Annotated in this window: 27 protein-coding genes; 15 read left to right on the top strand and 12 right to left on the bottom strand. The window is 72.4% G+C overall.

Features of this window, described 5'->3' with window-relative positions; genetic code table 11:
• The first annotated feature begins 18 nt into the window (after window positions 1-18).
• From rpsD to truA, 4 genes are all read left to right on the top strand, one after another.
• Window positions 19-645 carry a 30S ribosomal protein S4 gene (gene rpsD, locus ACA514_RS33315; protein WP_375045249.1) on the top strand — a complete coding sequence of 209 codons (627 nt, stop codon included), beginning with the start codon at window positions 19-21 and terminating at the stop codon, window positions 643-645.
• A gap of 128 nt (window positions 646-773) precedes the next feature.
• On the top strand, window positions 774-1,787 hold the full coding sequence (locus tag ACA514_RS33310) for a DNA-directed RNA polymerase subunit alpha (RefSeq protein WP_375045248.1): 1,014 nt from the start codon (window positions 774-776) through the stop codon (window positions 1,785-1,787).
• A gap of 95 nt (window positions 1,788-1,882) precedes the next feature.
• On the top strand, window positions 1,883-2,401 hold the full coding sequence (gene rplQ / locus ACA514_RS33305) for a 50S ribosomal protein L17 (RefSeq protein WP_375045247.1): 519 nt from the start codon (window positions 1,883-1,885) through the stop codon (window positions 2,399-2,401).
• Window positions 2,402-2,604: 203 nt separating this feature from the next.
• Entirely contained in the window at window positions 2,605-3,489 is an 885-nt protein-coding gene (truA, locus tag ACA514_RS33300) for a tRNA pseudouridine(38-40) synthase TruA (protein ID WP_375045246.1), read from the top strand.
• A 78-nt stretch (window positions 3,490-3,567) separates the two neighbouring features.
• Here the strand turns inward: truA and ACA514_RS33295 are convergent, their stop codons facing one another.
• From ACA514_RS33295 to ACA514_RS33285, 3 genes are all read right to left on the bottom strand, one after another.
• Entirely contained in the window at window positions 3,568-5,271 is a 1,704-nt protein-coding gene (locus ACA514_RS33295; RefSeq protein ID WP_375045245.1) for a hypothetical protein, read from the bottom strand.
• 24 nt (window positions 5,272-5,295) lie between these two features.
• Window positions 5,296-6,516 carry a hypothetical protein gene (locus ACA514_RS33290; RefSeq protein WP_375045244.1) on the bottom strand — a complete coding sequence of 407 codons (1,221 nt, stop codon included), beginning with the start codon at window positions 6,514-6,516 and terminating at the stop codon, window positions 5,296-5,298.
• A 117-nt stretch (window positions 6,517-6,633) separates the two neighbouring features.
• Window positions 6,634-7,272 (bottom strand): CAP domain-containing protein, encoded by a 639-nt coding sequence (locus ACA514_RS33285; RefSeq protein ID WP_375045243.1) that lies wholly within the window; start codon window positions 7,270-7,272, stop codon window positions 6,634-6,636.
• An 852-nt stretch (window positions 7,273-8,124) separates the two neighbouring features.
• Here ACA514_RS33285 and rplM point away from each other — a divergent pair.
• The 3 genes from rplM to glmM all read left to right on the top strand — a co-directional run bounded on the left by rplM (window position 8,125) and on the right by glmM (window position 10,714).
• Window positions 8,125-8,577, top strand: a complete 453-nt coding sequence (rplM, locus tag ACA514_RS33280) for a 50S ribosomal protein L13 (RefSeq protein ID WP_375045242.1) — start codon at window positions 8,125-8,127, stop codon at window positions 8,575-8,577.
• A gap of 93 nt (window positions 8,578-8,670) precedes the next feature.
• Window positions 8,671-9,183 (top strand): 30S ribosomal protein S9, encoded by a 513-nt coding sequence (rpsI, locus tag ACA514_RS33275; RefSeq protein WP_375045241.1) that lies wholly within the window; start codon window positions 8,671-8,673, stop codon window positions 9,181-9,183.
• Window positions 9,184-9,370: 187 nt separating this feature from the next.
• Window positions 9,371-10,714 (top strand): phosphoglucosamine mutase, encoded by a 1,344-nt coding sequence (glmM, locus tag ACA514_RS33270; RefSeq protein ID WP_375045240.1) that lies wholly within the window; start codon window positions 9,371-9,373, stop codon window positions 10,712-10,714.
• Window positions 10,715-10,742: 28 nt separating this feature from the next.
• Here glmM and ACA514_RS33265 read toward each other — a convergent pair whose 3' ends face one another.
• Together ACA514_RS33265 and ACA514_RS33260 are read right to left on the bottom strand one after the other, a co-directional pair.
• Entirely contained in the window at window positions 10,743-11,051 is a 309-nt protein-coding gene (locus tag ACA514_RS33265) for a hypothetical protein (RefSeq protein ID WP_375045239.1), read from the bottom strand.
• A gap of 28 nt (window positions 11,052-11,079) precedes the next feature.
• The gene (locus tag ACA514_RS33260; protein ID WP_375045238.1) at window positions 11,080-11,895 is read right to left on the bottom strand and encodes an HNH endonuclease family protein; all 816 of its coding nucleotides are present in this window, start codon (window positions 11,893-11,895) and stop codon (window positions 11,080-11,082) included.
• A gap of 120 nt (window positions 11,896-12,015) precedes the next feature.
• Here ACA514_RS33260 and ACA514_RS33255 point away from each other — a divergent pair, with 120 nt between their 5' ends.
• From ACA514_RS33255 to ACA514_RS33235, 5 genes are all read left to right on the top strand, one after another.
• The gene (locus tag ACA514_RS33255; RefSeq protein ID WP_375045237.1) at window positions 12,016-12,972 is read left to right on the top strand and encodes a DUF389 domain-containing protein; all 957 of its coding nucleotides are present in this window, start codon (window positions 12,016-12,018) and stop codon (window positions 12,970-12,972) included.
• A gap of 63 nt (window positions 12,973-13,035) precedes the next feature.
• Window positions 13,036-14,070, top strand: a complete 1,035-nt coding sequence (locus tag ACA514_RS33250; protein WP_375045236.1) for an ABC transporter ATP-binding protein — start codon at window positions 13,036-13,038, stop codon at window positions 14,068-14,070.
• Window positions 14,067-14,945, top strand: a complete 879-nt coding sequence (locus tag ACA514_RS33245) for an ABC transporter permease (RefSeq protein ID WP_375045235.1) — start codon at window positions 14,067-14,069, stop codon at window positions 14,943-14,945. The genes ACA514_RS33250 and ACA514_RS33245 overlap by 4 nt, the downstream gene beginning before the upstream one ends.
• On the top strand, window positions 14,942-15,853 hold the full coding sequence (locus tag ACA514_RS33240; protein ID WP_375045234.1) for an ABC transporter ATP-binding protein: 912 nt from the start codon (window positions 14,942-14,944) through the stop codon (window positions 15,851-15,853). The genes ACA514_RS33245 and ACA514_RS33240 overlap by 4 nt, the downstream gene beginning before the upstream one ends.
• Before the next feature lie 7 nt (window positions 15,854-15,860).
• On the top strand, window positions 15,861-16,577 hold the full coding sequence (locus tag ACA514_RS33235) for an ABC transporter permease (RefSeq protein WP_375045233.1): 717 nt from the start codon (window positions 15,861-15,863) through the stop codon (window positions 16,575-16,577).
• Window positions 16,578-16,584: 7 nt separating this feature from the next.
• Here the strand turns inward: ACA514_RS33235 and ACA514_RS33230 are convergent, their stop codons facing one another.
• A complete protein-coding gene (locus tag ACA514_RS33230) occupies window positions 16,585-17,406 on the bottom strand; it encodes an SDR family oxidoreductase (protein WP_375045232.1) in 822 nt (273 codons plus the stop codon).
• A gap of 81 nt (window positions 17,407-17,487) precedes the next feature.
• Between ACA514_RS33230 and ACA514_RS33225 the strand changes: the two genes are divergently transcribed.
• The gene (locus ACA514_RS33225; RefSeq protein ID WP_375045231.1) at window positions 17,488-18,090 is read left to right on the top strand and encodes a TetR/AcrR family transcriptional regulator; all 603 of its coding nucleotides are present in this window, start codon (window positions 17,488-17,490) and stop codon (window positions 18,088-18,090) included.
• Between the two features lie 35 nt (window positions 18,091-18,125).
• On the opposite strand, the gene ACA514_RS33220 is transcribed toward ACA514_RS33225, so the two are convergent.
• The 3 genes from ACA514_RS33220 to coaA all read right to left on the bottom strand — a co-directional run bounded on the left by ACA514_RS33220 (window position 18,126) and on the right by coaA (window position 20,123).
• Window positions 18,126-18,428, bottom strand: a complete 303-nt coding sequence (locus ACA514_RS33220) for a hypothetical protein (protein ID WP_375045230.1) — start codon at window positions 18,426-18,428, stop codon at window positions 18,126-18,128.
• Window positions 18,379-19,023: a TetR/AcrR family transcriptional regulator gene (locus ACA514_RS33215; protein WP_375045229.1), complete on the bottom strand. Its 645-nt coding sequence runs from the start codon at window positions 19,021-19,023 to the stop codon at window positions 18,379-18,381. Before ACA514_RS33215 ends, ACA514_RS33220 begins: the two co-directional genes overlap by 50 nt.
• Before the next feature lie 158 nt (window positions 19,024-19,181).
• A complete protein-coding gene (coaA, locus tag ACA514_RS33210) occupies window positions 19,182-20,123 on the bottom strand; it encodes a type I pantothenate kinase (protein ID WP_375045228.1) in 942 nt (313 codons plus the stop codon).
• Window positions 20,124-20,247: 124 nt separating this feature from the next.
• On the opposite strand from coaA, the gene glmS reads away from it, so the two are divergent.
• Window positions 20,248-22,107, top strand: a complete 1,860-nt coding sequence (gene glmS, locus ACA514_RS33205) for a glutamine--fructose-6-phosphate transaminase (isomerizing) (RefSeq protein WP_375045227.1) — start codon at window positions 20,248-20,250, stop codon at window positions 22,105-22,107.
• 126 nt (window positions 22,108-22,233) lie between these two features.
• Here the strand turns inward: glmS and ACA514_RS33200 are convergent, their stop codons facing one another.
• From ACA514_RS33200 to ACA514_RS33190, 3 genes are all read right to left on the bottom strand, one after another.
• Window positions 22,234-22,440 (bottom strand): DUF397 domain-containing protein, encoded by a 207-nt coding sequence (locus ACA514_RS33200; RefSeq protein ID WP_375045226.1) that lies wholly within the window; start codon window positions 22,438-22,440, stop codon window positions 22,234-22,236.
• 191 nt (window positions 22,441-22,631) lie between these two features.
• Window positions 22,632-22,874 (bottom strand): DUF397 domain-containing protein, encoded by a 243-nt coding sequence (locus ACA514_RS33195; protein ID WP_375045225.1) that lies wholly within the window; start codon window positions 22,872-22,874, stop codon window positions 22,632-22,634.
• A 46-nt stretch (window positions 22,875-22,920) separates the two neighbouring features.
• A complete protein-coding gene (locus ACA514_RS33190; protein WP_375045224.1) occupies window positions 22,921-23,814 on the bottom strand; it encodes a helix-turn-helix domain-containing protein in 894 nt (297 codons plus the stop codon).
• Between the two features lie 329 nt (window positions 23,815-24,143).
• Here ACA514_RS33190 and ACA514_RS33185 point away from each other — a divergent pair, with 329 nt between their 5' ends.
• Complete coding sequence (locus tag ACA514_RS33185; RefSeq protein ID WP_375045223.1) at window positions 24,144-25,616, top strand: NAD(P)H-hydrate dehydratase; 1,473 nt, start codon at window positions 24,144-24,146, stop codon at window positions 25,614-25,616.
• Window positions 25,617-25,645 lie beyond the last annotated feature (29 nt).

Raw genomic sequence — 25,645 nt, 5'->3', positions numbered from 1 at the left:
AGGGGAGATCACAGAACAATGGCTCGTTACACCGGTGCGGACTGCAAGCTCTGCCGCCGCGAGAAGATGAAGCTGTTCCTCAAGGGCAGCAAGTGCGAGGGCCCGAAGTGCCCGATCGAGATCCGTCCCTACCCGCCGGGTGAGCACGGACGCGGTCGGCCGAAGGAGACCGAGTACCTGCTCCAGCTGCGCGAGAAGCAGAAGGCCAAGCGCATCTACGGCGTGCTGGAGCGGCAGTTCAGCAACTACTACGTCGAGGCGAACCGCCAGGGCGGCAAGACGGGTGAGAACCTGCTGCGCCTGCTCGAGCGCCGGCTCGACAACGTGGTCTACCGCGCGGGCTTCGCCAAGTCCCGCGACATGGCCCGCCAGCTCATCCGGCACGGCCACATCCGGGTCAACGGCAGGAAGGTCAACATCCCGTCCTTCCTGGTGAGCGAGGCCGACATCGTCGACGTCAAGGGCAAGTCGCTCGAGATGACGCCGTTCCAGGTCGCCAAGGCCGAGGTCGGGGACCGGCAGGTTCCGGCATGGCTGGGGATCGACGGCGAGAAGATGCGGATCCTCGTGCACTCGCTGCCCGTCCGCCAGCAGATCGACGCTCCCGTCCAGGAGCAGCTGATCGTCGAGCTCTACTCCAAGTAGGGCTCCGCTCCAAGGCAGTACTCCGCGTTCCTCCGGGATGCCGCGCTCGGCGTGGCATCCTGGAGGGGCGGGGAACATTCCGAAACGCGGTCGTCAAATAGCGGGCACCGCGGGAAGAAGGCACCAACATGCTCATCGCTCAGCGTCCCACTCTCACCGAAGAGCAGGTCGACGAGTACCGGTCGCGGTTCACCATCGAGCCGCTGGAGCCGGGCTTCGGCTACACGATCGGCAACTCGCTCCGCCGTACGCTGCTCTCCTCGATCCCCGGTGCGGCCGTGACCAGCATCCGGATCGAGGGCGTCCTGCACGAGTTCTCGACCGTCCCCGGGGTCAAGGAGGATGTCACCGACATCATCCTGAACCTCAAGGAGCTGGTCGTCTCCTCCGAGCACGACGAGCCCGTCGTGATGTACCTGCGCAAGCAGGGCCCGGGCGAGGTCACCGCGGCCGACATCGCGCCGCCGGCGGGCGTCGAGGTCCACAACCCGGACCTGCACATCGCCACGCTGAACAACAAGGCGAAGCTGGAGATGGAGCTGACGGTCGAGCGCGGCCGCGGCTACGTCTCCGCCGCGCAGAACAAGCAGCCGGGCCAGGAGATCGGCCGGATCCCGATCGACTCCATCTACTCGCCCGTGCTCAAGGTCACCTACAAGGTCGAGGCCACCCGAGTCGAGCAGCGCACCGACTTCGACCGCCTCATCCTGGACGTGGAGACCAAGCAGTCGATGCTGCCGCGCGACGCGGTCGCCTCCGCCGGCAAGACCCTCGTCGAGCTGTTCGGGCTGGCCCGGGAGCTCAACGTCGAGGCCGAGGGCATCGACATGGGCCCGTCCCCGACGGACGCCGCGCTCGCCGCGGACCTGGCCCTGCCGATCGAGGAGCTGAACCTGACGGTCCGCTCCTACAACTGCCTCAAGCGCGAGGGCATCCACTCGGTGGGCGAGCTGGTGGCCCGCAGCGAGCAGGACCTCCTCGATATAAGGAATTTCGGCGCCAAGTCGATCGAAGAGGTCAAGCAGAAGCTCAACGACATGGGCCTCTCGCTGAAGGACTCCCCGCCCGGGTTCGACCCGAGCGCGGCGGCCGACAACTACGGCGACGACGACACGAGCTACGCCGAGACCGAGCAGTACTAGAAACCCGATTCCCGGCGGCCGGGGGCGCGTTCCCCGGCCGCCGCGGAACCAGCTGACACCGGTACCTCGTACGGCCGGTGCAGGAAGGAAGAACCATGCCCCAACCCACCAAGGGTGCCCGCCTCGGCGGCAGCGCCGCGCACCAGAAGCTGATCCTGGCGAACCTGGCGACGTCGCTGTTCGAGCACGGCCGCATCACCACCACCGAGGCCAAGGCCCGGCGGGTGCGCCCGCTCGCGGAGAAGCTGATCACCAAGGCCAAGAAGGGCGACCTGCACAACCGTCGCCTGGTGGCCCGGACGATCCGCGACAAGGGCGTCGTGCACGCGCTCTTCACCGAGATCGCGCCGCGCTTCGAGAACCGCCCCGGCGGCTACACCCGCATCACCAAGATCGGACCGCGCAAGGGCGACAACGCCCCGATGGCCGTGATCGAGCTGGTGCAGGAGCAGCTGTCGGCCGCTCCGGCGACCGCGCAGGCCGCTCCGGCGGCCGAGGAGAAGCCGGCGGAGACCCCGGCGGAGACCACGGCCGAGGAGACCGAAGCCCCGGCGACGGCCGAGGCCGCGGACGCGGAGGCCACCGAGGCCAAGGCCGAGGGCGACGAAAAGTAACCTCTGCTACCGCAGGTCGCAAGACATGAACAGGCCCACCGTCGGGAGCGCGACGGTGGGCCTGATCTTTGCCAGACTTGAGGGCATGGTCAGGTCAGGCGGCTGCGGACGGCGGGGGAGCGTGTCGATGGAGGACCCGATGAAACCACGGGCTCATCGGGGGGAACGGACGGGCAGCTGTGGCGAAGGACAGTCCACCTGACATGACCGCACTGGTACGACTCCGCCTCGACATCGGATACGACGGGACGGATTTCGCGGGCTGGGCCCGGCAGCCGAACCAGCGCACCGTCCAGGGCGTGATCGAGGACGCGCTGGCGCGGATGCTGCGGCTGGATCCGCCGCCGATGCTGACCGTCGCCGGACGCACCGACGCGGGCGTGCACGCCCGCGGGCAGGTCGCGCACCTCGTGGTCCCGGTCGCGGCGTATTCGGCGATCAACGGGACGATGCCGCGCCGGCTCGCCGGCCTGCTGCCGCCGGACGTGCGGGTGTGGCGGGTGTCGGTGGCGCCCGAGGGGTTCGACGCCCGGTTCTCGGCGCTGGCGCGCCGGTACGTGTACCGGGTGTGCGACAACCCGGTGGGCGTGGAGCCGCTGCGCCGCCACGACGTCCTGTGGCATCCGCGCCCGCTGAACCTGGGGCGGATGAACGAGGCCGCCCGGCTGCTGGTGGGGGAGAACGACTTCGCCGCCTACTGCCGCAAGCGGGAGGGCGCGACGACGATCCGCGAGCTGCTGCGCTACGAGTGGGCGCGCGACGACCGCGACCCGCATCTGGCGCTGGCGACGGTGGAGGCGGACGCGTTCTGCCATTCGATGGTCCGTGCGCTGGTCGGCGCGCTGCTGATGGTGGGGGACGGGCGCCGCGACGTGGAGTGGCCCGCCGAGGTGCTGGCGGCGCGGGTCCGCGACTCCGGCGTGAACGTGGCTCCGGCGCACGGCCTGGCGCTGGAGGAGATCCGGTATCCCGACGACGACAGCCTCGCCAGGCGGGCGCAGGAGACCCGGCGCGTCCGGACGCTGAACGCCGCGGCGGCGGCCGCGGAGCACGCGGCGAACGCCGAGCAGCCCGGCGCCGCGTCCTAGCCCTGGAAACGCGACGGCGGCCGAGGGGGCTCCCCTCGGCCGCCGCCGTGTGCGTGCCTCGTGTGTGCCGTGCGTGCGTCAGCCGCGCGCGCGGGCCTCGATCGGCCGCGCGCTGTAGCCGAGGAACTGCTGGGCGATCTGCTTGGCCTGGACGTTCCCGGGCTTGACCTGCTTGCCGCTCGGGTCCTGGACGTAGGCGTAGATGACGTACCGGCCGCGGACGGTGGTGGCGGCGTACCCGCCGGCCCGGTCGATGTCCTTGGCCTGCTTGCCGGACATGCCGCGGAACCACTCGTACTTGCCCGGGTCGCCGGCGCGGCTGGCCCGCAGCGCCGCGGCCCGGTTCGGCATGACCGCGATCCCGGTGGTGACGGCCCACGTCTTCAACCTGTTGATGAAGGTGGCGCGGACGACCTTGCGGCACTTGTCCTGCTGGAGCGCCTTCAGCATGGAGCCCCGCGCCGCGTACGACAGGTCCTTGTTGACGGACCAGCGGTCGCGGTCGAAGGTGCGCTCGCCGAGGTCGACGGCGGCGTCCGGGTACGCCTCGGTGAAGGACAGGTCCTTCGGGTCGCCCTTCTCGTCGTTGATGTCGGCGGGCTTCGGCTTGGGCGGCGTGCTTGCCTTCGGCGGCGGTGCCGCGACATGGCTGGGCCCGGCGTCCTTGCGGGTGGCGCCGCCGCCCTTCGACCCCACTCCGCCGACGGCGAACAGCGCGACGAGCGCCGCGAGCACGAGGGCCGCGCCGCCGCCGATCAGCACGAGGCGCTGCCTGCCGGCTCCCGGGCGCGAGCCTTGGGGAGCCGCCGCCGGCCCGGTGGGGCCGCCGGGACCCGGCGTGTCGAGCGGGACGCCGCCTTCCGCGTGGTACACGGGAGTGATCACGGCGGCCATCGCCGGCTGCTCGGCCGTGGCGGTCGCCGAACCGTCCTCGCCGCCGTGCGGGAACGGTCCGCTGCCGGTGGGCGGCAGGACGCCGCGCGGCAGGATCGCGTCCGGCACGAGGACCGGGGCGGCCGGCGCGGACGCGCTCTCGGCCTCCTTCGCCTGCTCGAACGCCGTCGACGCCGCCGCGGGACCGGGCCGCGCGGGCGCTGGCTCGGGCTCGGGCGCGGCGGTCGGTGCCGTGTCGGCCGGCCGTGCCCGCCCGGCGGGGCGGGTGACCGGCTCGTCCCGTGCGGGCGGCGGCTCGGTGGCCTGACCGGCCTTCGCCGGAACGGGCGGTGCGATCCCCATCGGCCCGGTCGTCGTGCTCGGGCTCGGAGCGTCCTCGCTCGAGGGTGCCGGATCGGGAGCGGCGTCCTCGCCGGGACGGACGGCGGCGAAACCGTCCGGGTCGGTGTCGCCGAACGCGAGGGGCCGCTTGACGATCGGATCGGACGGGACGGCGCGGCGGGAGTCGACGTTCGGCACGCCGACCCCGGCGACGAGCGTGCCGGGCGGTCCCGCCGGCCCGGCCGCGGCCGGGCCCGGATCGCCGGCCTCGTCGCCGCCTCCCGGCTCGGCGCCGGGTTCGGCGGCCCACCAGGGGGTCTGCAGGCCGAACGCGGGCAGCCGCAGCGGGGAGGACGCGGACGGAGCCTCGTCGGCGGAGGCCGCGCCGGCCGGGGCACCGGTCGCGGCGGCCTCGTCGAACGGGGCCTGGCTGGCGGGAGCCGCCTCGGTGCCGGCCGTGCCTCCAGCCGGAGGGACCGCACCGAAGCTGGGGGGCGCCGAAGCGGCGGGGGCGGTGGCCGTCCCCGCCTCCTCGGCGGTCTCCCGGGTGTCTCTAGGTCCAGACATAAGCAGACAGGGTATTCAAACCGGTCACTTCTTGAGGGGTTTGCCTTCTGTTTCCCTGTAGTGCAGGGCGAAGGCGAGGTCGCTGCTCTTGTACAGCTCGGCGCCGAACACGCTGACCGCCTTATGGTACTTGGAGGCGATGGCCTTGCCGTCCGGCCGCTGGACCCAGGTCATCACGACGTAGTGGCCGTGCGCCTGCGAGGTGCCGAACGCCAGGCCCTTGCCGGCGTGCTTGCTGACGCCCTTGCCGGGCAGGGCCAGCAGGAACGCGTCCTTGTCGGACGCCGCCTTCACCGCCGCCTTGGCATCGGCCTCGGACTTGACGTTCAGCACGCCGATGGTGCCGATGAGCGAGCCGGTGCTGAGGGCGTAGGTGGCCCGCAGCGCCTGGTTGCAGTCCCCCTTCTTCAGCGCCTTCTCCAGCTTCGTGCCGCCGACGACGGCCGCGCACTTCTTCGTGGAGCTGGTGGCGGTCCGCACGTACTTGCGGCCGCCCGCCTTGAACGACGACTTGCCGAACACCTCCGGCAGCGACAGCTTCACCGGGTCGGTGGCGCGGCTCTGCAGCTTGACCGGCTGCAGCGGCGGGACGGTCGGGGACGGCGCGGCCGTGGGCCGGGTGGACGCGGCGGCCGGCGGCGCCTTCTTCGCGGGCTTGGAGTCGTCCTTCATCATCGACGCCAGGCCGATGCCGCCGCCGATGAGCACGAGCCCCGCGACGACCGCGCCGCCGATGATCAGCGGGAGGCCGCGGCGCCGCCCGGACGGCCCGTCCTCGCCGGGGGGAGCGCCGTCGAAGTCGCCCTGCGGGGGCATGGGAGCGCCGTAGGGGGAGTTCTCCGGCGCCTCACCGTGCCCGAACCCGCCCTGCTCGAACCCCGGCTCCTGACCGCCGGGCCCGAAACCGCCCTGCTGCCCGAACTGGTCGTGCCCGAAGCCGCCCGGCGGGAACGCGTCCTGCCGTTCCGATGTGGGGGGCTCGCCCCAGACGGCCGTCGCGCCGGAAGGTCCGGCGGGCGGCTCGGCCGCCGGGGACGGCGGCCCGAACGGCTCCGCCTCCAGCGGCCCGGTCCCGAAGGAGTCGCCGCCGAACGGCCGCGCGCCGGGGGCCTCGCCGAGCGGAGCGAAGGCCTCGTCGTTGTCGTTGCCGTACGGCGGCGCCTCGGCTCCGGAACCGTACGGCGGCTGCGGCGACGGCCCGGACGGCCGGCCGCCGGGGTTGCCTTGATCGCCGGGATAACCCATGGCTCTGGACCTTACCGTTCCTCTTTCAGCGGTCTGGACCTTCGGAACACCCACCATGACATGGGGGCGAACCGGGCGCCGGTGCTTTGCGGAAGGTCACCGTGCGGGCCCGCCCCGTCACGTCCAGCCGAAGTCCTGGGTCCACAGCGGGCCGTCCGGGCCGGTCGCCATGCCGACGCCGATGGCGCGCAGCCCGCAGTTGAGGATGTTCGCGCGGTGCCCGGGGCTGTCCATCCAGCCGTCGACGACCGCGGCGGCGGTCGCGTAGCCCCTGGCGATGTTCTCCGCGCCGGGGCCGACGTAGCCGGCCTCCCGCATGCGCATCCACGGGCTGTCGCCGTTCGGGGAGTCGTGGTCGAAGTAGTCGTGCGCGGCCATGTCCGCGGAGTGCGCGCGGGCCGCGGTGACGAGCCGCCGGTCGACGCGGAGCGCGTCGCATCCCACCTTGGCCCGCTCGGCGTTGGTGAGGGCCACGACGGCGTTCTCCGGCGCGGTCGAGCCGGGCGACAGGGTCGGGTCGGTCTGTGGCGGATCGTCCTTGGCGGGCGCCGTCCTCGTCGTCGCGGGCCTGGGCGAGCGGGTCGGTACGCCGGTCATCTTCGGCGAGGGCGCCGCGTCACCGCCGCCGGGCGCCTCGCGGACACCGCCGCCGTTCCCGGTGCCCGTCCCGGCGTCGGGCTCGTCCAGGGCGCCGGACGGGCCGGGGCCGGACGGCTTGCCCGCATGGTCGGACGCGGCGATCGGCTCCGAACGCAACTGGGGAAGGACGAGCCGGTCGAGCGCGATGCCCGTGCCGATCGCGAGGAGCGACGCGCCGACCGTCGCCGCGATCGCGATGAGCTGCCGTCCGCCGCGCCGGCCCTTCCGTCCGCGGCGGGCGGCGGCACGGCGAGCGGTGCCGCCGCGGCCCGGGCGCCCGTCGCCGGGGGGCCGGGCCTGGTGGCGTCCGGCCGGTCGGCCGGATCTGCGGGCAGTGGGCAGCGGGGGCTCCCGGGTGCGGGCCGGCGGCGCCGGCGTGGACCGGTCGGCGGCACCTTATCCCCATACGCCACAAAGGACCCGAAGATCGCCCGAAAACCAGTCCCCGTCCAGGACCTGACCCGCGCCCCGCCCCCCAATCGCTCGAAGCCCGGCCCGGGACGTTCGAACCTGGCCCCGGAGGGTCCGAACCTCAGCCACGGGCACGGGCAGGCACGCGGAGCGAGTGCAGCGAGCGCAGCGGGCCTGCCCGCCGGACGACAGGCTGTTTCGCTGCGGAGCGCTAGCGGAGCAGGGAAACAGCCTGTCGTCCGCGACGGGGGTTCCAGGGGGTCGCCCCCCTGGGAGATACTGCATACTGGTAGGTGGCTGGGAGATCGCCGATCCGCGTTTTGACCCGCGCGTGCGAGCACGGGTATCCTGCGGGTTTGTTGTATGCGTCGACGCCTGTTCGGGCGGGAGACGAATCGCAACGACGTGTCGGTGCGTCCCGAGCGCGTCCGTCCCAGGGACGGGTGCGCGTGTCACGGGCCCCGGCCTCCCGGAGCGCCAGGTCGGAGATCCAACAGTCCTGATCGGCGCGAGCAGGATATCCGCTGTGAAGTCGACGAGAAACGAAGGCTGACGACCGTGCGCACGTACACCCCTAAGCCCGCTGACGTACAGCGTCAGTGGTACGTCATCGACGCGACCGATGTCGTGCTGGGCCGTCTCGCCAGTCAGGTCGCGCAGCTGCTTCGGGGTAAGCACAAGCCGATCTACGCCCCGCACCTCGACACCGGTGACTTCGTGGTCATCGTGAACGCCGAGAAGGTGGCGCTGTCGGGCAACAAGCTGGAGCAGAAGAAGGCCTACCGGCACTCGGGCTACCCGGGCGGTCTGCGCTCGGTGGCCTACGGCGACCTGCTGGCCAAGCACCCCGAGCGGGCGGTCGAGAAGGCGATCAAGGGCATGCTGCCCAAGACCTCCCTCGGCCGGAAGATGTTCGGGAAGGTGAAGGTCTACGCCGGTCCGGAGCACCCGCACCAGGCGCAGAAGCCGGTCCCGTTCGAGATCACCCAGATCAGCCAGCCCGCGAAGTAGCGCGGACGCGCGACCGCGCGCGCCGCAGAGGCCGCCGGGGCACCCGGACCACCGGGCCTGCCGCCCTGGCTAGAACACCACCTGAGGAGAAGCGTGACCGAGTCCACCGAGACGCCCGCCGAGGGCGTCGACCTCGACTCCTACGAGGACGCTCCGTCCGAGTACAGCACCGAGACCCCCGAGGCCGCCGGCGAGGGCTTCCTGGGCCAGCCGGTCGCCACCGGCCCGGCCGCGGGCACCGGCCGCCGCAAGCAGGCCATCGCGCGGGTCCGGATCGTCCCCGGCACCGGCCAGTGGAAGATCAACGGCCGGACGCTGGACCAGTACTTCCCGAACAAGGTCCACCAGCAGATCGTGAACGAGCCGTTCGTGCTGCTGAGCCTGGAGGGCCAGTTCGACGTGCTGGCGCGCGTCAACGGCGGCGGCACCACCGGCCAGGCCGGCGCGCTGCGCCTCGGGATCTCCCGCGCGCTGCAGTTCGCGAACATCGAGCACCGCCCGGCGCTGAAGAAGGCCGGGTTCCTCACCCGCGACGCGCGGGTGCCGGAGCGCAAGAAGGCCGGTCTCAAGAAGGCCCGCAAGGCTCCGCAGTACAGCAAGCGCTGATCGACGGCACGAGCCGCCGCATCCCGTGGCTTTTCCGCGCCCGCCCCGCACGGGCGGCGCACCGGGTGCGGCGGCTCGTCCGCGTCTGCAGGGCCCGGCCCACTAGATTTGACCGCAGGGGCGGACGGGGCGCGCACCCGTTCCGGACCGCCCGCGCGGTCTTTTTCGTCTTTCCGGGAGTTGAACTGTGGCTCGTCTGTTCGGGACCGACGGCGTGCGAGGGCTCGCCAACCGCGACCTGACCGCCCCGCTGGCCATGGACCTGTCCGTCGCGGCGGCGCGGGTCCTCGGTGAGCAGGGCGCGTTCCGGGGGCACCGGCCGATGGCGGTGGTCGGGCGCGACCCGCGGGCCTCGGGCGAGTTCCTGGAGGCGGCGGTGGTGGCCGGGCTGGCGAGTTCGGGCGTGGACGTGCTGCGGCTCGGGGTGCTGCCGACGCCGGCGGTCGCGCATCTGACGCACGAGCTGGCCGCCGACGTCGGGGTGATGCTGTCGGCGTCGCACAACCCGGCGCCGGACAACGGGATCAAGTTCTTCGACAACAGCGGCTACAAGCTGCCGGACGAGGTCGAGGACCGGATCGAGGCGCGGCTCGGGGCGGCGTGGGAGCCGCCGACGGGTCCGGGCGTCGGCCGGGTCCGGGAGGCGCACGGCGCGGTCGAGCAGTACGTGGCGCACCTGCTGGGGACGGTGCCGGTGTCGCTGGACGGGCTGCGCGTGGTGGTGGACTGCGCGAACGGCGCGTCCAGCGAGGTGGCGCCGGAGGCGCTGCGCCGCGCGGGCGCCGAGGTGATCACCATCGGGGCGGCGCCGGACGGGCTGAACATCAACGCCGGCTGCGGGTCGACGCATCTGGAGGCGCTGTGCGCGGCGGTCCGCGAGCACGGCGCGGACGCGGGGATCGCCAACGACGGGGACGCCGACCGGTGCCTGGCGGTGACGGCGTCGGGCGAGGTGGTGGACGGCGACCAGATCATGGCGATCCTGGCGCTGGACCTGCGGGAGGCGGGCGCGCTGGCGTCCGACACCGTGGTGGCGACGGTGATGTCGAACCTGGGCTTCAAGCTGGCGATGCGGGAGGCCGGGATCGCGGTCGTGGAGACCGCCGTCGGCGACCGGTACGTGCTGGAGGCGATGAAGGACGGCGGGTTCGGCTTCGGCGGCGAGCAGTCCGGCCATGTGATCATGCTGGACCACGCGACGACCGGGGACGGCGTGCTGACCGGCCTGCACCTGCTCGCCGCGATGGTGCGGCGGGGCCGTCCGCTGGACGAGCTGGCGAAGGTGATGACCCGGCTGCCGCAGGTGCTGATCAACGTCCGGGGCGTCGACAAGGGGCGCGCGAAGACCGATCCGGCGCTGGCGTCGGCGGTCGCGGACGCGGCGGCGGAGCTGGGCGAGACGGGCCGGGTGCTGATCCGGCCGAGCGGTACCGAGCCGATGGTGCGGGTGATGGTGGAGGCGGCGTCGCACGACCGGGCGCAGGCCGTCGCCGAGCGGCTGGCCGGGGTCGTCCGCACGGCCCTGGGCTAGCCGGCCGGCGGGGCCGGCGCCGCGGGCGTCAGGGTTCGTCGATCTCCAGGCGTCCGACCTTGAGGTGCCTGATCTCGACGGTGCCGGCCTCCAGGTGGCCGACGATCGCCCGTTTCACCACGAGCTTGCCGATCGCGACGGCGCCGATGGCGATCGCGCCGAGCGCCATGGAGCCGATGGCGAGGGAGCCGAGGCCGTTGCCGAGGCGCAGGGTGAGGCCGGTGGCGGACGCGCCGGTCACCTCGGCGCCGGTGGCGCGGGCGCCGATCCCGCGCTCGGTGCGGACGCGCGGCCTGTCGGCGTTCTCTTCGTCGGGGCGGTCGGGTTCGTTGGTCATCGGACGAGCATATGCGGGCGGCCCGGCGTCATCCGCCGCACAGTTCGAGCATCTTCTGCTTGTCCGCGGACGTCACGGGCAGCTCGTACTTCAGCGACACCTGCGCGATGCGGACGGCGTAGGAGCAGCGGACGCGCTTGTTCGGCGGCAGCCAGGACGCCGGGCCCGAGTCGCTCTTGGCGCCGTTGAGCGGGCCGTCCACCGGGATGAGGTTCAGCGGGTCGTTGGCGATGGACTCGCGCTTGCCCTTCGTCCACCGCGACGCGCCCATCTGCCAGTCGTAGGACAGCGGCATGACGTGGTCGATCTGGACGGCGGTCGCGTGCGACTTCTTCCAGTGGATCGTCTTGCCGGAGTAGGGGTCGTCCAGCGTGAGCGACATGATCACGCAGTTGGACCCGGACCGGTAGCCGATGTCCTGGCCGTCGCGCTTGAGCAGGTCGTTGCGGGTGTCGCAGCCGTTGTGCGCGAACGGGACGTCGGGCGCGCCGTCCATCCAGGCGTAGCCGAATTCGTCGCGGTCGTAGCCGGTCTTCGGGCCGCGTCCCTTGGTGTCGACCTTCTCGATGAGCGCGCGGCCCTTGGCGCGGTCGCCGGAGGAGGTGATGGCGGCGAGGCCGGGCTTGGTGCCGTCGGGGTTGTCGAGGGGGCTGACCGCGTGCCCGTCGTTCGCGGCCGGCCCGGACCCGCCGCCCTTGGAGCCGGTCGGGTCGACCGCGCTCAGGTCGTCGCCCTTGCAGCCGGAGGCCGCGAGCGGGACTGCGACGACGAGCGCCGCCACGGCCAGGGCCCTCCGGCCCCGGTCCCGGTCCCGGTCCAGCCGAGCCCGTTCCCCACGCGTCATGCCGTCACCACCTGGAAGTTTTCTGTCGTCTTTCACCCAGAAGCGGGTAAATAAACGATCAAATCGTACGGACTCGCGTCGGCGCCACGTTCACCGGGCTTTTACGGCAGCATGTGGCGGGTGCTGCACCTGAGAGCGATCGTCCCGCCGGACCGTACGGACGCCGTGTGCGCGTCCCTGTCGGACTGCGCCGGCGCCACGAACGTCGTCGTCCTCCCGGGCGCCGCGCGCTCCCCGCGCGGCGACCTCGTCCAGGCCGACATCGCCCGCGAGTCCGCCAACGAGGTGCTCGAGGCGCTGCAGGCGCTCGGCATCGACAAGGACGGGTCCATCGCGATCGAGAAGATCGACCTGTCCATGTCGGACGTCGCCGAGCGGGCCGAGCGGCGCGCGCCGGGCCACGGCGACGACGCGGTCGTCTGGGACGAGTTCGACCGGCAGGTCACCGAGGGAACGATCCTCACCTGGTCGTTCATCGCGTTCCTCGCGCTGGCCACGCAGCTGGCCGCGATCGCCGCGCTGATCGACTCGCCGGTCCTGGTGGTCGGCGCGATGGTGCTCGGCCCGGAGTTCGCCGCGGTCGCGGCGATCTGCTACGGGCTGTTCCGGGGCCAGCCGGGGCGGATCTGGCAGGCGGTGAAGGCGCTGGTCATCGGGTTCGCCGCCGCGATCGTCATCACCTACGTGTGCGCGCTGGTCAGCAAGTGGATCGGTGTCGTCGAGACCGACCGGCTGCCGGCGCACCGGCCGCTCACCGCGTTCATCTACAGCCCGGACCGCTGGTCGTTCATCGTCGCGCTGCTGGCCGGCGCCGCCGGGGTGCTGTCGCTGACGGCCGGGAAGTCCTCGGCGCTGGTCGGGGTCTTCATCTCCGTCACCACCGTGCCGGCGGCCGGCAACCTCGCGGTCGCGCTGGCGCTCCGGCACGGCACCGAGATCACCGGGTCGCTGGAGCAGCTCGGCGTCAACTTCGCCGGGATGATCATCGCGGGGACGGTGACGCTGTTCCTGCAGCGGGCCGTCTGGAGCGCGGTCCTCCGCCAGAGGGGCCGATCGGCGGCCGAACGGTCGACTTAAGGCGTATCGGCGTACCACCTATGGGTGACGCCGCGCCTTCGCACAGCCGCTAGGTTCGGGGACATGCCGATTATCGCCACCCAGGGCCTGACGATGAGGTTCCCCCGGGTGACCGCCCTGGACGACCTGACGGTGGCCGTCGAGCCGGGCGTGGTCGGGCTGGTCGGCGCCAACGGCGCCGGCAAGTCCACGCTGATCAAGATCCTGCTCGGCCTGCAGCCGCCGTCCGCCGGCACCGCGACCGTGCTGGGCATGGACATCGCCCGCGAGGGCGTGCGGATCCGCGAGAGCGTCGGGTTCATGCCCGAGTACGAGTGCCTCCCGCCGGACGTGTCCGCGACGGAGTTCGTCGTGCACATGGCGCGGATGTGCGGCCTGCCGCCGACCGCCGCGCGCGAGCGCGCCGCCGACACCCTGCGCCACGTCGGGCTGTACGAGGAGCGCTACCGCCCCATCGGTGGCTACTCGACCGGTATGCGGCAGCGGGTGAAGCTGGCGCAGGCCCTCGTGCACGACCCGAAGCTCGTCTTCCTGGACGAGCCCACCAACGGCCTCGACCCGGCCGGGCGCGACGAGATGCTCGAGCTGATCCGGCGCATCGGCGCCGAGTTCGGCATCAGCGTGCTGGTCACCTCGCACCTGCTGGGCGAGCTGGAACGCGTCTGCGACCACGTGGTCATCATCGACGGCGGGAAGCTGCTGCGCTCCCAGGCCGTCGAGGCCTACACCGCGGAGAGCGGCGTGCTCACCGTCGAGGTGGACGACGGCCGCGACCGGCTCGGGCGGCACCTGCACGACCAGGGCGTGTCCGTGCACCCCGAGGGCCGGTTCCTGGTCGTCGACATCGCCGGCGAGACGACCTACGACCTCGTCCGGGACGGCGTCGCCGACCTCGGGCTGCGGCTGATCCGGATGGAGCAGCGCCGCCACCACATCGAAGAGGTCTTCCAGACCGCGCCCGCCCAGACCGTGCCGCCGGGCCCGCCCGGGGCCGCCGGCCCGCCCGGCCCGCCGGGGGTGCCGCCGCCCGCGCCGCCGGGCCCGGGGGTCCCGTCCGTCCCGGCGCCGCCCGGCGCTCCGCAGGGAGGCCCGCGATGAGCACCAGCACCATCCACGACATCGGCTACCGCCACTACGAGGGCCGCCGCAGCGGCCGCGCCTACGTGATGCGGTCGCTGTACGTGCACAATCTGCGCGCCGCCTTCGGCCTCGGACGGCCCGCCCGGACCAAGGTGATGCCGTTCCTGCTCGCCGCGATCATGGTGCTGCCGGCCGCCGGGTCGGTCGCGGTGGTCGCGGTCGCCGACCGGCCCGAGGCGCTGATCCGCTACTCCTCCTACGCGGTGACCCTCCAGGTCATCATCGCGATCTTCCTGGCCACGCAGGCGCCGGTGCTGGCGTCCCGGGAGATCCGCTTCCATGTCGTCCCGCTGTACTTCTCCCGGCCGGTCGGCCACCTCGACTTCGTGCTGGCCAAGCTCGGCGCGCTCGCCACCGCGCTGTTCGCGCTGATGGCGGTGCCCGTCACGGTGCTGTACATCGGCGGCCTCGTGACGAAGGTGCCGGACTCCTGGCACCACTTCCTGCACTACCTGGCGGGCCTCGCCGGCTGCGTGGTGTTCGCGCTGGTGCTCGCCGCGATCGGGATGGTCGTCGCCGCGTTCACCCCGCGCCGCGGCCTCGGCGTCGCCGCGGTCATCGCCGTCTACATGATCACCAGCACGTTCACGCTGATCATCCAGGGCATCGCCGAGCACCAGACCAACTTCACCCTGGCCGGCTGGATCGGCCTCCTCGCCCCGTTCAACCTGGTCGACATCGTCCAGGTGCGGCTGCTCGGGCAGCAGCGGTCGGCGGTGGACGTGCCGTCCGGCACGCTCAGCGGCGCGGTCGCGCTCGCGCTGTGCGCCGCCATCGTCGTCGGCTCGGTCGCGGTCCTGTACCGCCGGTTCAGGAAGGCGGGCCTCTCTTGAGCGAGATCAGGCTGGAGAAGGTCTCCCGCTGGTACGGCAACGTCGTCGCCGTCAACGGCGTGTCGATGACGATCGGCCCGGGCGTCACCGGGCTGCTCGGCCCGAACGGCGCCGGCAAGTCCACGCTCATCCACATGATGGGCGGGTTCCTCGCCCCCTCGTCCGGGACGATCACCCTGGACGGCGATCCGATCTGGCAGAACCCCGGCATCTACCGGCGGCTCGGGCTCGTCCCCGAACGCGAGTCGGCCTACGACTTCCTGACCGGCGAGCAGTTCGTGCTGGCGATGGCGAAGCTGCACAAGCTGCCGGACCCGAAGGCCGCCGCGCGCCGGGCCGTCGACCGGGTCGAGATGGCGTACGCGGCGAACCGGACGATCGGCACCTACTCCAAGGGCATGAAGCAGCGGATCAAGATGGCGTCCGCGCTCGTGCACGACCCGCCCGTCCTGCTGCTGGACGAGCCGTTCAACGGCATGGACCCGCGCCAGCGCCTCCAGCTGATGGACCTGATCATCCGGATGGCGGACGAGGGCCGCACGATCCTGTTCTCCTCGCACATCCTGGAGGAGGTCGAGCGCCTCGCCGGGCACATCGAGGTGATCGTCGCGGGCCGGCACGCCGCGTCCGGCGACTTCCGCAAGATCCGCCGGCTGATGACCGACCGGCCGCACATCTTCCTCGTCCGCTCGTCCGACGACCGCGGCCTCGCCGCCGCGGTCATCGCCGACGGGTCGGCGCGCAGCGTCCAGCTCACCGAGAAGGGCCTGCGCGTCGAGGCGGTCGACTTCCAGCGCTTCACCTGGCTGCTCCCGCAGGTCTCCCGGGACGCCGGCGTGCGGCTGTGGGAGGTCTCCCCGGCCGACGAGTCCCTCGAAAGCGTCTTCTCCTACCTGGTGGCCCGGTGATGTTCCGATGAACGGCACGATCGCGATGATCACCTTCCGGGCGATGCTCGGCCGGCGGCGCGCGCTGCTCCTGCTCGCCCTGCCGCTGCTGCTGGTGGTGCTGGCCGTGGTGCTGCGCTGGACCGGCCAGAACGACCTGGACGTCTCGGCGAACGTGCTGCAGAAGTTCGGCCTGGCGACGCTGCTGCCGCTGCTCGCGCTGATCGCCGGCACCGGGGTGATCGGCCCCGAGATCGACGACGGCCAGATCATGTACGTGCTGACCAAGCCGATCCCGCGCCAGGTGATCGTGCTGACGAAGCTGGCGGTCGCGATCGTCCTGGTCGCGGCGTTCTCGGTCGTCCCGACCCTGCTGGCCGGGCTGGTGCTGACCGGGACGACCGCGCAGCTCGCGCCCGCCTTCACCGTGGGCGTGCTGGTCGGCGGCGTCGCCTACAGCGCGGTGTTCGTCGCCCTTGCGGTGATGAGCCGCAACGCGGTGACGATCGGGCTGCTGTACGCGCTGGTCTGGGAGTCGCTGCTGGGCAGCTTCGCGCCCGGTGCCAAGTCGGCGTCCATCCAGCAGTGGGCCCTGTCGGTCACCGACGCCCTGACCCCCGCGTCGCCGGTGACCTCGTCGGTCGACCTCGGTGTCGCGATCCCGCTGCTCGTGATCGTCACGCTCGGCGCCGCGTTCCTGGCGGCCTTCCGCCTCCGCTCCCTGACGATCGCCAGTGCGGAGTAGCGCCCCTTCAGCGGAACGCGGCGGCGTTGCGCTGCGCCCATGCGGTGAACGGGGCGGCGGGACGGCCGAGCAGGGTGCGGACGTCGGGGCTGACGCGCCGTTCGTCGGGAGTGGGGTCGCCGAGGATCGCCAGGGTGCCCTCGACGATGGGCGCCGGCATGAACCGGGACATCTGGGCGTGCGCCTCCTCCCGGGTCTGCTCGACGAACCGGACGGGTTCCCCGATGGCCTCGGCGATGGCGGCCGCCCGCGCGCGCGGGGTGCTCGGCTCGGAGCCGGTGAGGACGTAGGTCCTGCCCTTGTGGGCGTCCTGCCGGAGCACGGCGGCGGCCGCGGCGGCGACGTCGTCGGGGTCCACGAAGGGGAGCCCGACGTCGCCGAACGGCGCGGCGGCGGTCCGGTGCGCGCGGATCGGCTCGGCCCAGGCGAGGGCGTTGGACGCCAGCCCGCCCGAGCGCAGGACCGTCCAGTCGAGCCCGCTGCCGGCGACCGCCTCCTCGAAGCGGGCCGGGTGCCGGTAGGCCTCCGGGCGGGTCCCGACGCCCTGGGAGGACAGCAGGACGACCTTGCGGACCCCGGCGTCGCGCGCCGCGGCCACGATCGCGTCCGGGTCCTCGCCGGCGACCAGCAGGAACAGGGCGTCCGCGGCGGACAGCGCGGGGCGCAGGGTCGCGGGGGCGGCGAGGTCGGCGGGCACCGCCCGCACGCCCGCCGGGACGTCGGCGGCGGTGATCCGGCGGGCCACCGCCGTCACCGGCTCGCCCGTCTCGGTCAGTGCGCGCACCAGGGTCCGTCCGACGTTGCCGGTGGCACCGGTCACCACGATCATGTCCGTCTCCTCAGTTAGTTAGTTGGCTGACTGACTGAGACCGTAGCACGGTCCGGGGTGGTGCCGTCTAGAGTGAGTCGGGTGACTGACTCAAAAGTGTCGCGGGCGCGCGGCGCCGACAAGCGCCGCCGGCTGACCGCCGCCGCCGCGAGGGTCCTGCACGAGCAGGGCGTGGAGCGCACCACGCTGGCCGACATCGCGGGCGCCGCCGACGTGCCCGTCGGGAACGTCTACTACTACTTCAAGACCAAGGACGAGCTGGTCCAGGCCGCCCTGGGCGAGCACGCCGCGCGGCTGGCCGACCTCACCGGCGGACTGGACCGGCTGCCCGACCCGCGCGACCGCCTCAAGGGCCTCGTCGAGGCCTGGATGAGCGGCCGCGACCTCGCCGCCCGCTACGGCTGCCCCACCGGCACCCTGGCGGTCGAAGTGGGCAAGCGCGCCGACGGCACCCTCGACGCGGAGGCCGGCCGGGTGATCCGGCTGCTGCTCGCCTGGGTCGAACGCCAGTTCCGCGAGCTGGACCTGCCCGACCCCGGCGGCCTCGCCGTCACCCTCGTCGCCGCGTACCAGGGCATGTCGCTGCTGGCCAACGCCCTGCGCGACCCCGAGATCATGACCCGCGAGGGCGCCCGCCTCGTCCGCTGGCTCGACTCCCTGGCCCCGGACGCCTCAGCATCCTGAACCCGGCGGCGCGGGACCGCGGCCACGCCCCCTCGTCAGCCCGAGGCCTCGGGCTGCTCGGCGCGACCGAAGGCGCCCGGGCCCGCGTGGAACAGGCCCATCAGCAGCACGCCGACGGCCGCGGACCCGAACGCCCACCCAGGATGCCGCCCAGGATCGGACCAGTGGACGAGCAGCACCGCCACGACGAGACCTGCCCAGCCGCCGACGAGGTTGGGCAGCGGGCCGTTGCCGGTGAGGTTCGGGTAGCGCTCACGCGTGATGCCCCGGACGAAGTGCGGGAGGGCGTTACCGCCCAGCACCCCGCCGAGGCCGCTGAGAAGGATCGTCTGCCACATCGGGTACTCCCTGGTTCTGGCCGGTCCGGTGGTCGAGGAGCGGGAGGAGCACCTCGTCGACCAGGTGGTGGACGAAGGCGTCGTCGAGCGGCTCCCCGGCGACGAAGAGACGGGAGAACAGCATCGACGAGCTGATCTCGGTGAACAGCGCGTCGTCGACTTTCGCCGGGAGATCCCCGCGGTCGGCGGCCCGCGCGATGACCGCGCCGAACATCGCGTGCTTGTCGCGCACGAACCGGGCCCGCACCGCTTCGGCCAGCGCGGGGTCGCGGTGCATGGCGATCATCAGGCCGAGGATGAGCGCGGCGTCCTGCGCGAGCAGGCCGTCGCGCATCAGCCGCAGCACTCCGAGCAGGTCGTCGCGGAAGACGCCGGTGTCCGGCGGCGTCAGCGCGGCGGATCCGGCATGGCCGCGCACCGCCGCCACCACGAGTTCCGCCTTGCCCGGCCAGCGCCGGTAGATGGTCGCCTTGCTGGCCTGGGCGCGCGCGGCGATCGCGTCCATGGTCATCCGGTCGTAGCCGATCTCCGCGACCAGTTCCAGCGTGGCGCGGAGGATCGCCTCCTCGCGCGCCGCGCCCCGTCCGTCCGGCATGAACCGCCCCTTCGGCGAAACGAAACGGTTTCGTACACTAGTCGCGGCGGGGCCGGCCGCGCAACGGGCGCGGGGTGTCATGGTTTTGTGATCTTGGTGGGCTTCCGGGGGCGGTCCCGGCCGGGGAGGATCAGGCGCCCGCTCGGGACGCCGTGGCGTCAGATCCGGCGTAGCCGGACGCGCTGGACGGCGTGGTCGCGGTCCTTGTGCAGGACGAGGGTGGCGCGGGCGCGCGTCGGGAGGATGTTGGAGACGAGGTTGATCTCGTTGACGTCCCGCCAGACGCGCTTGGCGAACGCGGCGGTCTCGTCCTCGTCCAGCTCGTGGGCGTACTTGTGGAAGTAGGAGCGCGGGTCGGTGAACGCGGTGCGGCGGAGCGCGAAGAGGCGCTCGATGTACCACTGCATGATGTCCTCGACCCGCGCGTCCACGTAGATGGAGAAGTCGAAGAAGTCGGACACCGCGAGGGTGCCGGGCGGCGGGGCCTGCAGCACGTTCAGGCCCTCGACGATCAGGATGTCGGGCCGCCGGACGGTCTGCACCGCGTCCGGGACGATGTCGTACTCCAGATGGGAGTAGACCGGGATCGCCGCCTCCGCGGCCCCCGCCTTGATCGACGAGACGAACCGGACCAGCGCGCGGCGGTCGTAGGACTCGGGGAAACCCTTCCTTTCCATGATCCCGCGCTCGTTAAGGATCGCGTTCGGATACAGGAAACTGTCGGTCGTGACGAGTTCCACGCTCGGATGGTCGGGCCAGCGGGCCAGCAGCGTGCGCAGCAGCCGGGACGTGGTGGACTTGCCGACCGCGACGCTCCCGGCGACGCCGATGATGAACGGGGTCGGAGCGACCTCGCCGCCGAGGAAGCCGCTGACGGTGTCGCGCAGCCGCCCGTCGGACTGGATGAACAGGTTGAGCAGCCGGGACAGCGGCAGGTAGACCTCCTCGACCTCGGTGATGTCGATCGGGTCGCGCAGGCCGCGCAGCGCGTCCAGCTCACCGGGGGTGAGGGGCAGCGGGGTGCTCTCGCGCAGCGCCCGCCAGGACGCGCGGGAGAGTTCCACGTAAGGGGTCGGCACGCTGTCCCATCCGCTCGTCATGGCCTGAACGGTAATCGCTGGTTCAGGCGGGTCTCCGGGTTTTCACCGGGCGTCCAACCTAGCGCCACCCCTCTACGTCCCTTGCGGGTAGGTCCGGTGGGGCGCACCGAATAGAGTTGCCGCCATGTGCGGAATCGTGGGGTACGTAGGCGGCCGTCCCGCGCTCGACGTCGTGGTCGACGGGCTGGCCAGGCTGGAGTACCGCGGCTACGACTCGGCCGGGGTGGCCGTGCTGGCCGGCGGACGGCTGGCGACGGCGAAGCGGGCGGGCAAGCTCGTGAACCTGAAGGAGGCGCTGGCGGAGGAGCCGCCGCCCGCCGGGACGCTCGGCATGGGGCACACGCGGTGGGCGACCCACGGGCCGCCGAACGACCGCAACGCGCACCCGCACACCGACTGCACCGGCTCCGTCGCGGTGATCCACAACGGCATCATCGAGAACTTCGCGGCGCTGCGGGCCGAGCTGGAGGACGGCGGGCACAAGCTGAGGTCCGACACCGACACCGAGGCCGTCGCGCACCTGCTGGAGGACGAGCTGGCGGCGGTGGACGGCAACGCCCGGGACGGCCTGGCGGACGCGATGCGCCGGGTGTGCCGCCGGCTGGAGGGCGCGTTCACGCTGGTCGCGGTGCACACCGGCGACGAGGACCTGGTGGTCGGGGCGCGCCGCAACTCGCCGCTGGTGGTCGGCGTCGGCAAGGGCGAGAACTTCCTCGCCAGCGACGTCGCGGCGTTCATCGAGCACACCCGGGACGCGATCGAGCTCGGCCAGGACCAGGTCGTCGAGCTGCGCTCCGGCGGCGTGACGGTCACCGACTTCGACGGCCGGCCCGCCGAGGTGACCGAGTACCACGTCGACTGGGACGTGTCCGCCGCCGAGAAGGGCGGCTACGACTACTTCATGCTCAAGGAGATCGCCGAGCAGCCGCGCGCGGTCGCCGACACGCTGCTCGGCCGGATCGGCGCGGACGGCCGGCTGCACCTGGACGAGATGCGCATCACCGACCGGGAGCTCCGCGAGGTCGACAAGATCATCATCGTGGCGTGCGGCACGTCCTACCACGCCGGGCTGATCGCCAAGTACGCCATCGAGCACTGGGCGGGGCTGCCCTGCGAGGTGGAGCTGGCCAGCGAGTTCCGCTACCGCGACTCGATCCTGTCGCCGACGACGCTGGTCATCGCGATCTCCCAGTCCGGGGAGACGATGGACGCGCTGATGGCCGTCCGGCACGCCCGCGAGCAGAAGGCGAAACTGCTCGGCATCTGCAACGTCAACGGCTCGACGCTGCCGCGCGAGTGCGACGGCGTGCTCTACACCCACGCGGGCCCGGAGATCGCGGTCGCCTCGACCAAGGCGTTCCTGACCCAGCTCGTCGCCGTCTACCTCATCGCGCTCTACATCGCGCAGGTGCGCGGCACCAAGTGGGGCGACGAGGTGTTCGCGATGGTGCAGCTGCTGGAGCGGATGCCGGAGAAGGTCGACAAGGTCCTGGAGACGATGGAGCCGGTCCGCGAGCTGGCCCGGTCCCTGGCCGGCGAGCGGTGCGTGCTGTTCCTCGGCCGGCACGTGGGCTTCCCGGTGGCGCTGGAGGGCGCGCTGAAGCTCAAGGAGCTGGCGTACATGCACGCCGAGGGGTTCGCGGCGGGCGAGCTGAAGCACGGCCCGATCGCGCTGATCGAGCAGGGCCTGCCGGTCGTGGTGATCGTGCCGGCGCGGGCCCGCGACGTCCTGCACGACAAGATCGTCTCCAACATCCAGGAGATCCGCGCGCGGGGCGCCCGCACCATCGTGATCGCCGAGGAGGGCGACACGTCGGTGGAGCCGTACGCGGACACGCTGATCAGTGTCCCGGCCGTCCCGACGCTGCTGCAGCCGCTGGTGACGACCGTCCCGCTGCAGGTGTTCGCCTGCGAGCTGGCGACCGCCAAGGGCCACGACGTGGACCAGCCCCGCAACCTCGCCAAGTCGGTCACCGTCGAGTAGCCGTCGTCCCGGGGCGGAGGAGGCGAACCCCTCCTCCGCCCTTTTCGTGCCCCGCCCGCCCCGGTGGGCGCGGGCGAGCGGAGTGATATTCCCGTTCGATTCTGAGAATCTCAGAAAATGCAAGTTTCAGTGCAAGTCGAAGGCCCCCCGCCGGACGGCCGCGACGAACCGGCACCATTCCCGGGGGGCGAAGTCCAGGCGCGAATCGTCGGCGGCCCCGTCCCGTACGGAGACGATTCCCTCGTCCTGCCCGGCCACTTCGACACAGGTGCCGTTCGCCCCGCACCGGGTGCTCTTCCTCCAGCGGGGGGACGGCGTGGCATGGAAACTCATCCTGGCTCCCGAATCGGAGACGCATTCTGCTCACGGCGGCGCTGCCGGTGCCAAGAACAAGGTAACAAGAGTCGCCGGAAATGCCGATGATCGGCGGATGGTCCGGTGCGGCGCGACCCGGTGCCGCACAGTGACGGCCCGCCCCGGCGTACGCCGACGCGGGCCCTCGATCTTCCTTCCCGGAACCCGGGTCAGCGGGCCAGGTCGAACTCGCCGGCCTTGGCGGCGGCCGTGAACGCCCGCCACTGCGCGGCGGAGAACGCCAGCACGGGGCCGGCGTCGCCGTCGTAGGCGTCCCGTGCGGCGACCGCGCCACCGCGCAGCGTGCCGATCTCGACGCAGGCGCCGTTGCCGGCGCAGCGCGCGCTCTTGCGCCAGCCGGTCGCGCCGGCCGCGGACGGGATGCTTTCGGACGTCATTTCGAACGAGGACACGCGTGGGCCTTCTTTCCTGGTTTATGCACCGCCGCAGTGGGCGGTGTCAACGCCAGACGGCCCGCGCTCGCGCGATGTGTTCCACGGACTCGGCGCTGCCGAGTGCGACCCGTGCCATTCCCTCGAAGGCGAGCCGATACATGTGCGTGATCTTCTCGTCGATGAACTGGCTGACCGTGAGGCTTTCCGTGTGAACGATGTCCGGAAAGACCACGTCGTGCACCGGGTCGAACTCCAGCAACTGGAAGGACGCCTCCATCAGAGGATGGGCGATCCCCAGCCGCATGATGCGCAGAGTCACGTTCGGCAATTCGGCGATCGAGCGCAGATGGTCGAGCTGCGCTCGCATGACCGCGGGATCGCCGACGAGGCGCTGCAGCACGGACTCGTCCAGCAGGACGGTGTATTCGACAGGTTCTGCTCTGTGCAGGATCCCCTGGCGGCGCATCCGCACCTCGACCCTGCGGTCGATCTCCCGCGGCGGAACGGTGTCGAAAAGATGCAGCCCGGAGATCGTCGCCCGTGCGTACGCCTCGGTTTGCAGGAGGCCGGGAACGATGTAGGTCTCCCATTGCGTGATCTTGTTCGCTTCGTCTTCCAGTGCGATCAGTGCGGAGTAGCCGCCGGGAAGCTCCCGATAACTCTCCCACCAGCCCTTCTCGGAAGCATCGTGTGCGAGGGCGATCAGCTCGGTGCGGTGGGATTCGGCGATGTCGTAAAGGTCGATGAGCGCGAGGATGTCGTCGATCTTCGCGCCGGTACGCGCGTTCTCCAGCCGGCTCACCTTGGCGGTCGACCAGGCCAGCCGCGCGGCGACATCGTCTCCGGTGAGTCCCTTCTGTTCCCTGAGCCGCCGGAGTTCGGCGGCGAGCCTGCGCTGCCGGACGGTGGGACCCCGGAACGGGCTCATGTCACCGGAGGCACCCCGCGACGCGATCACCGTTCCGACCCCCTTCCGTGCGGGGAGCGGCCCCGTCGCAGTGTGCCGCACCGGGGCCGCCCGGCGCTGCGTGTTGGCTGATCATTTTACGGGTTTTTCCGAACCCGCGCCGCACTGCAACTTCCGGGAAATCACACGCTAACTCACCTTTCGGCCAGCGCACCATGAACCGGACCCGGCGAACGCGCGCCATTGCCGGGCCGATTGCTGCGAGCCCGCCCGTTCGCGTCCGTTCGCGTCCGCCCGTTCACGTCCGCCCGGTTACGGGACGGGGCGGCGTGGCAGGGTAAGTGTGTGATCGTCGGGACGGCGCGGGTGGGGAGCAGCGGATGAGGTACGCGCACGAGGTCGGCAAGGTGCGGGCGGCGGAACGCGCGCTGATGGCGCGGCTCCCCGAAGGCGCGCTGATGCAGCGCGCCGCCGCCGGGCTGGCGGCCGTCTGCGCCCGCGTCCTGCCCACCGTCTACGGGTCCCGCGTGGTGCTGCTGGTCGGCGGCGGCGACAACGGCGGCGACGCCCTCTACGCGGGCGCGCGGCTGGCCCGGCGCGGCGCCCGCGTGGACGCCGTCCAGGCCGGCTCCAAGATCCACGAGGGCGGTCTCGCCGCGCTCCGCACCGCCGGCGGCCGCCTCCTCGGCGGCGACCCCGCGGCCGCGATCGCCGGCGCCGACCTCATCGTCGACGGCCTGACCGGCATCGGCGGCACCGGCGCCCTCCGCGACCCGCACGCCCGCCTCGCCGCGCTGGCGGCCGAGGCGACCGGCCTCGTCGTCGCCTGCGACGTCCCGAGCGGCGTCGACGCCGGCACCGGCCAGGTCGCGGGCGACGCCGTGCACGCCGACGTCACCGTCACCTTCGGCACCCACAAGCCCGGCCTGCTGATCGACCCCGGCGCCTCCTACTGCGGCGTCGTCGAACTCGTCGACATCGGCCTCGGCGACGACCTGCCCGACCCGGACGTGGTGGCCGCCCGCCCCGCCGACGTCCACCCGCCCGAGCCCGGACCCGAGTCCGACAAGTACCGGCGCGGCGTCGTCGGCATCCTCGCCGGCGGCGACGAGTACACCGGCGCCGCCGTCCTCAGCACGGGCGGCGCGGTGCGCGGCGGCGCCGGGATGGTCCGCTTCGCCTCCGTCGCGCACCCCGTCGAACTCGTCCGGCACCGCTGGCCCGAGGTCGTCACCACGGTGATCGAGCCCGGCCCGCACGACGCGAAGGTCCTCGAACGCATCGGGCGCGTCCAGGCGTGGGTCGCCGGCCCCGGCCTCGGCACCGGCGACGCCGCCGAGTCGCTGCTGGAGGCCGTCCTGTCCACCGACCTGCCGGTCCTGGTCGACGCCGACGGCCTGACCGTCCTCGCCCGCCGCCGCGACCTGCTGCTCCGCCCCGCGCCGACCGTCCTCACCCCCCACGCGGGCGAGCTGTCCCGCCTCATCGACGCCTCCCGCGAGGACATCGAGGCCGGCCGCCTGGTGCACGTCCGCCGCGCCGCCGCCGAACTGTCCGCGACCGTCCTGCTCAAGGGCTCGACGACGCTGGTCGCCGAGCAGGACCGGCCCGTCCGGGTGAACCCGACCGGCACCCCGCGGCTGGCCACCGCCGGCACCGGCGACGTCCTGTCCGGCCTGATCGGCGCCCTGCTCGCCGGCGGCATGCCCGCCCTGGACGCGGCCGCCGCCGGCGCCTACCTGCACGGCCTCGCCGCCCGCCTCGCCTCCGCCCCCCATCCCGACGCCGCCGAGTCCCCGATCAGCGCCTACGACGTCGTCACCGCCCTCCCCGACGCCTTCCGCCGTGTTTGAGCGATCCCGGCCCAGCGGGCTCGGGCGAG

This window comes from Actinomadura sp. NTSP31, from assembly GCF_041951385.1.
Classification (GTDB): Bacteria; Actinomycetota; Actinomycetes; order Streptosporangiales; family Streptosporangiaceae; genus Spirillospora; species Spirillospora napierensis.
This window is presented reverse-complemented; position numbering and strand designations above follow the sequence as displayed.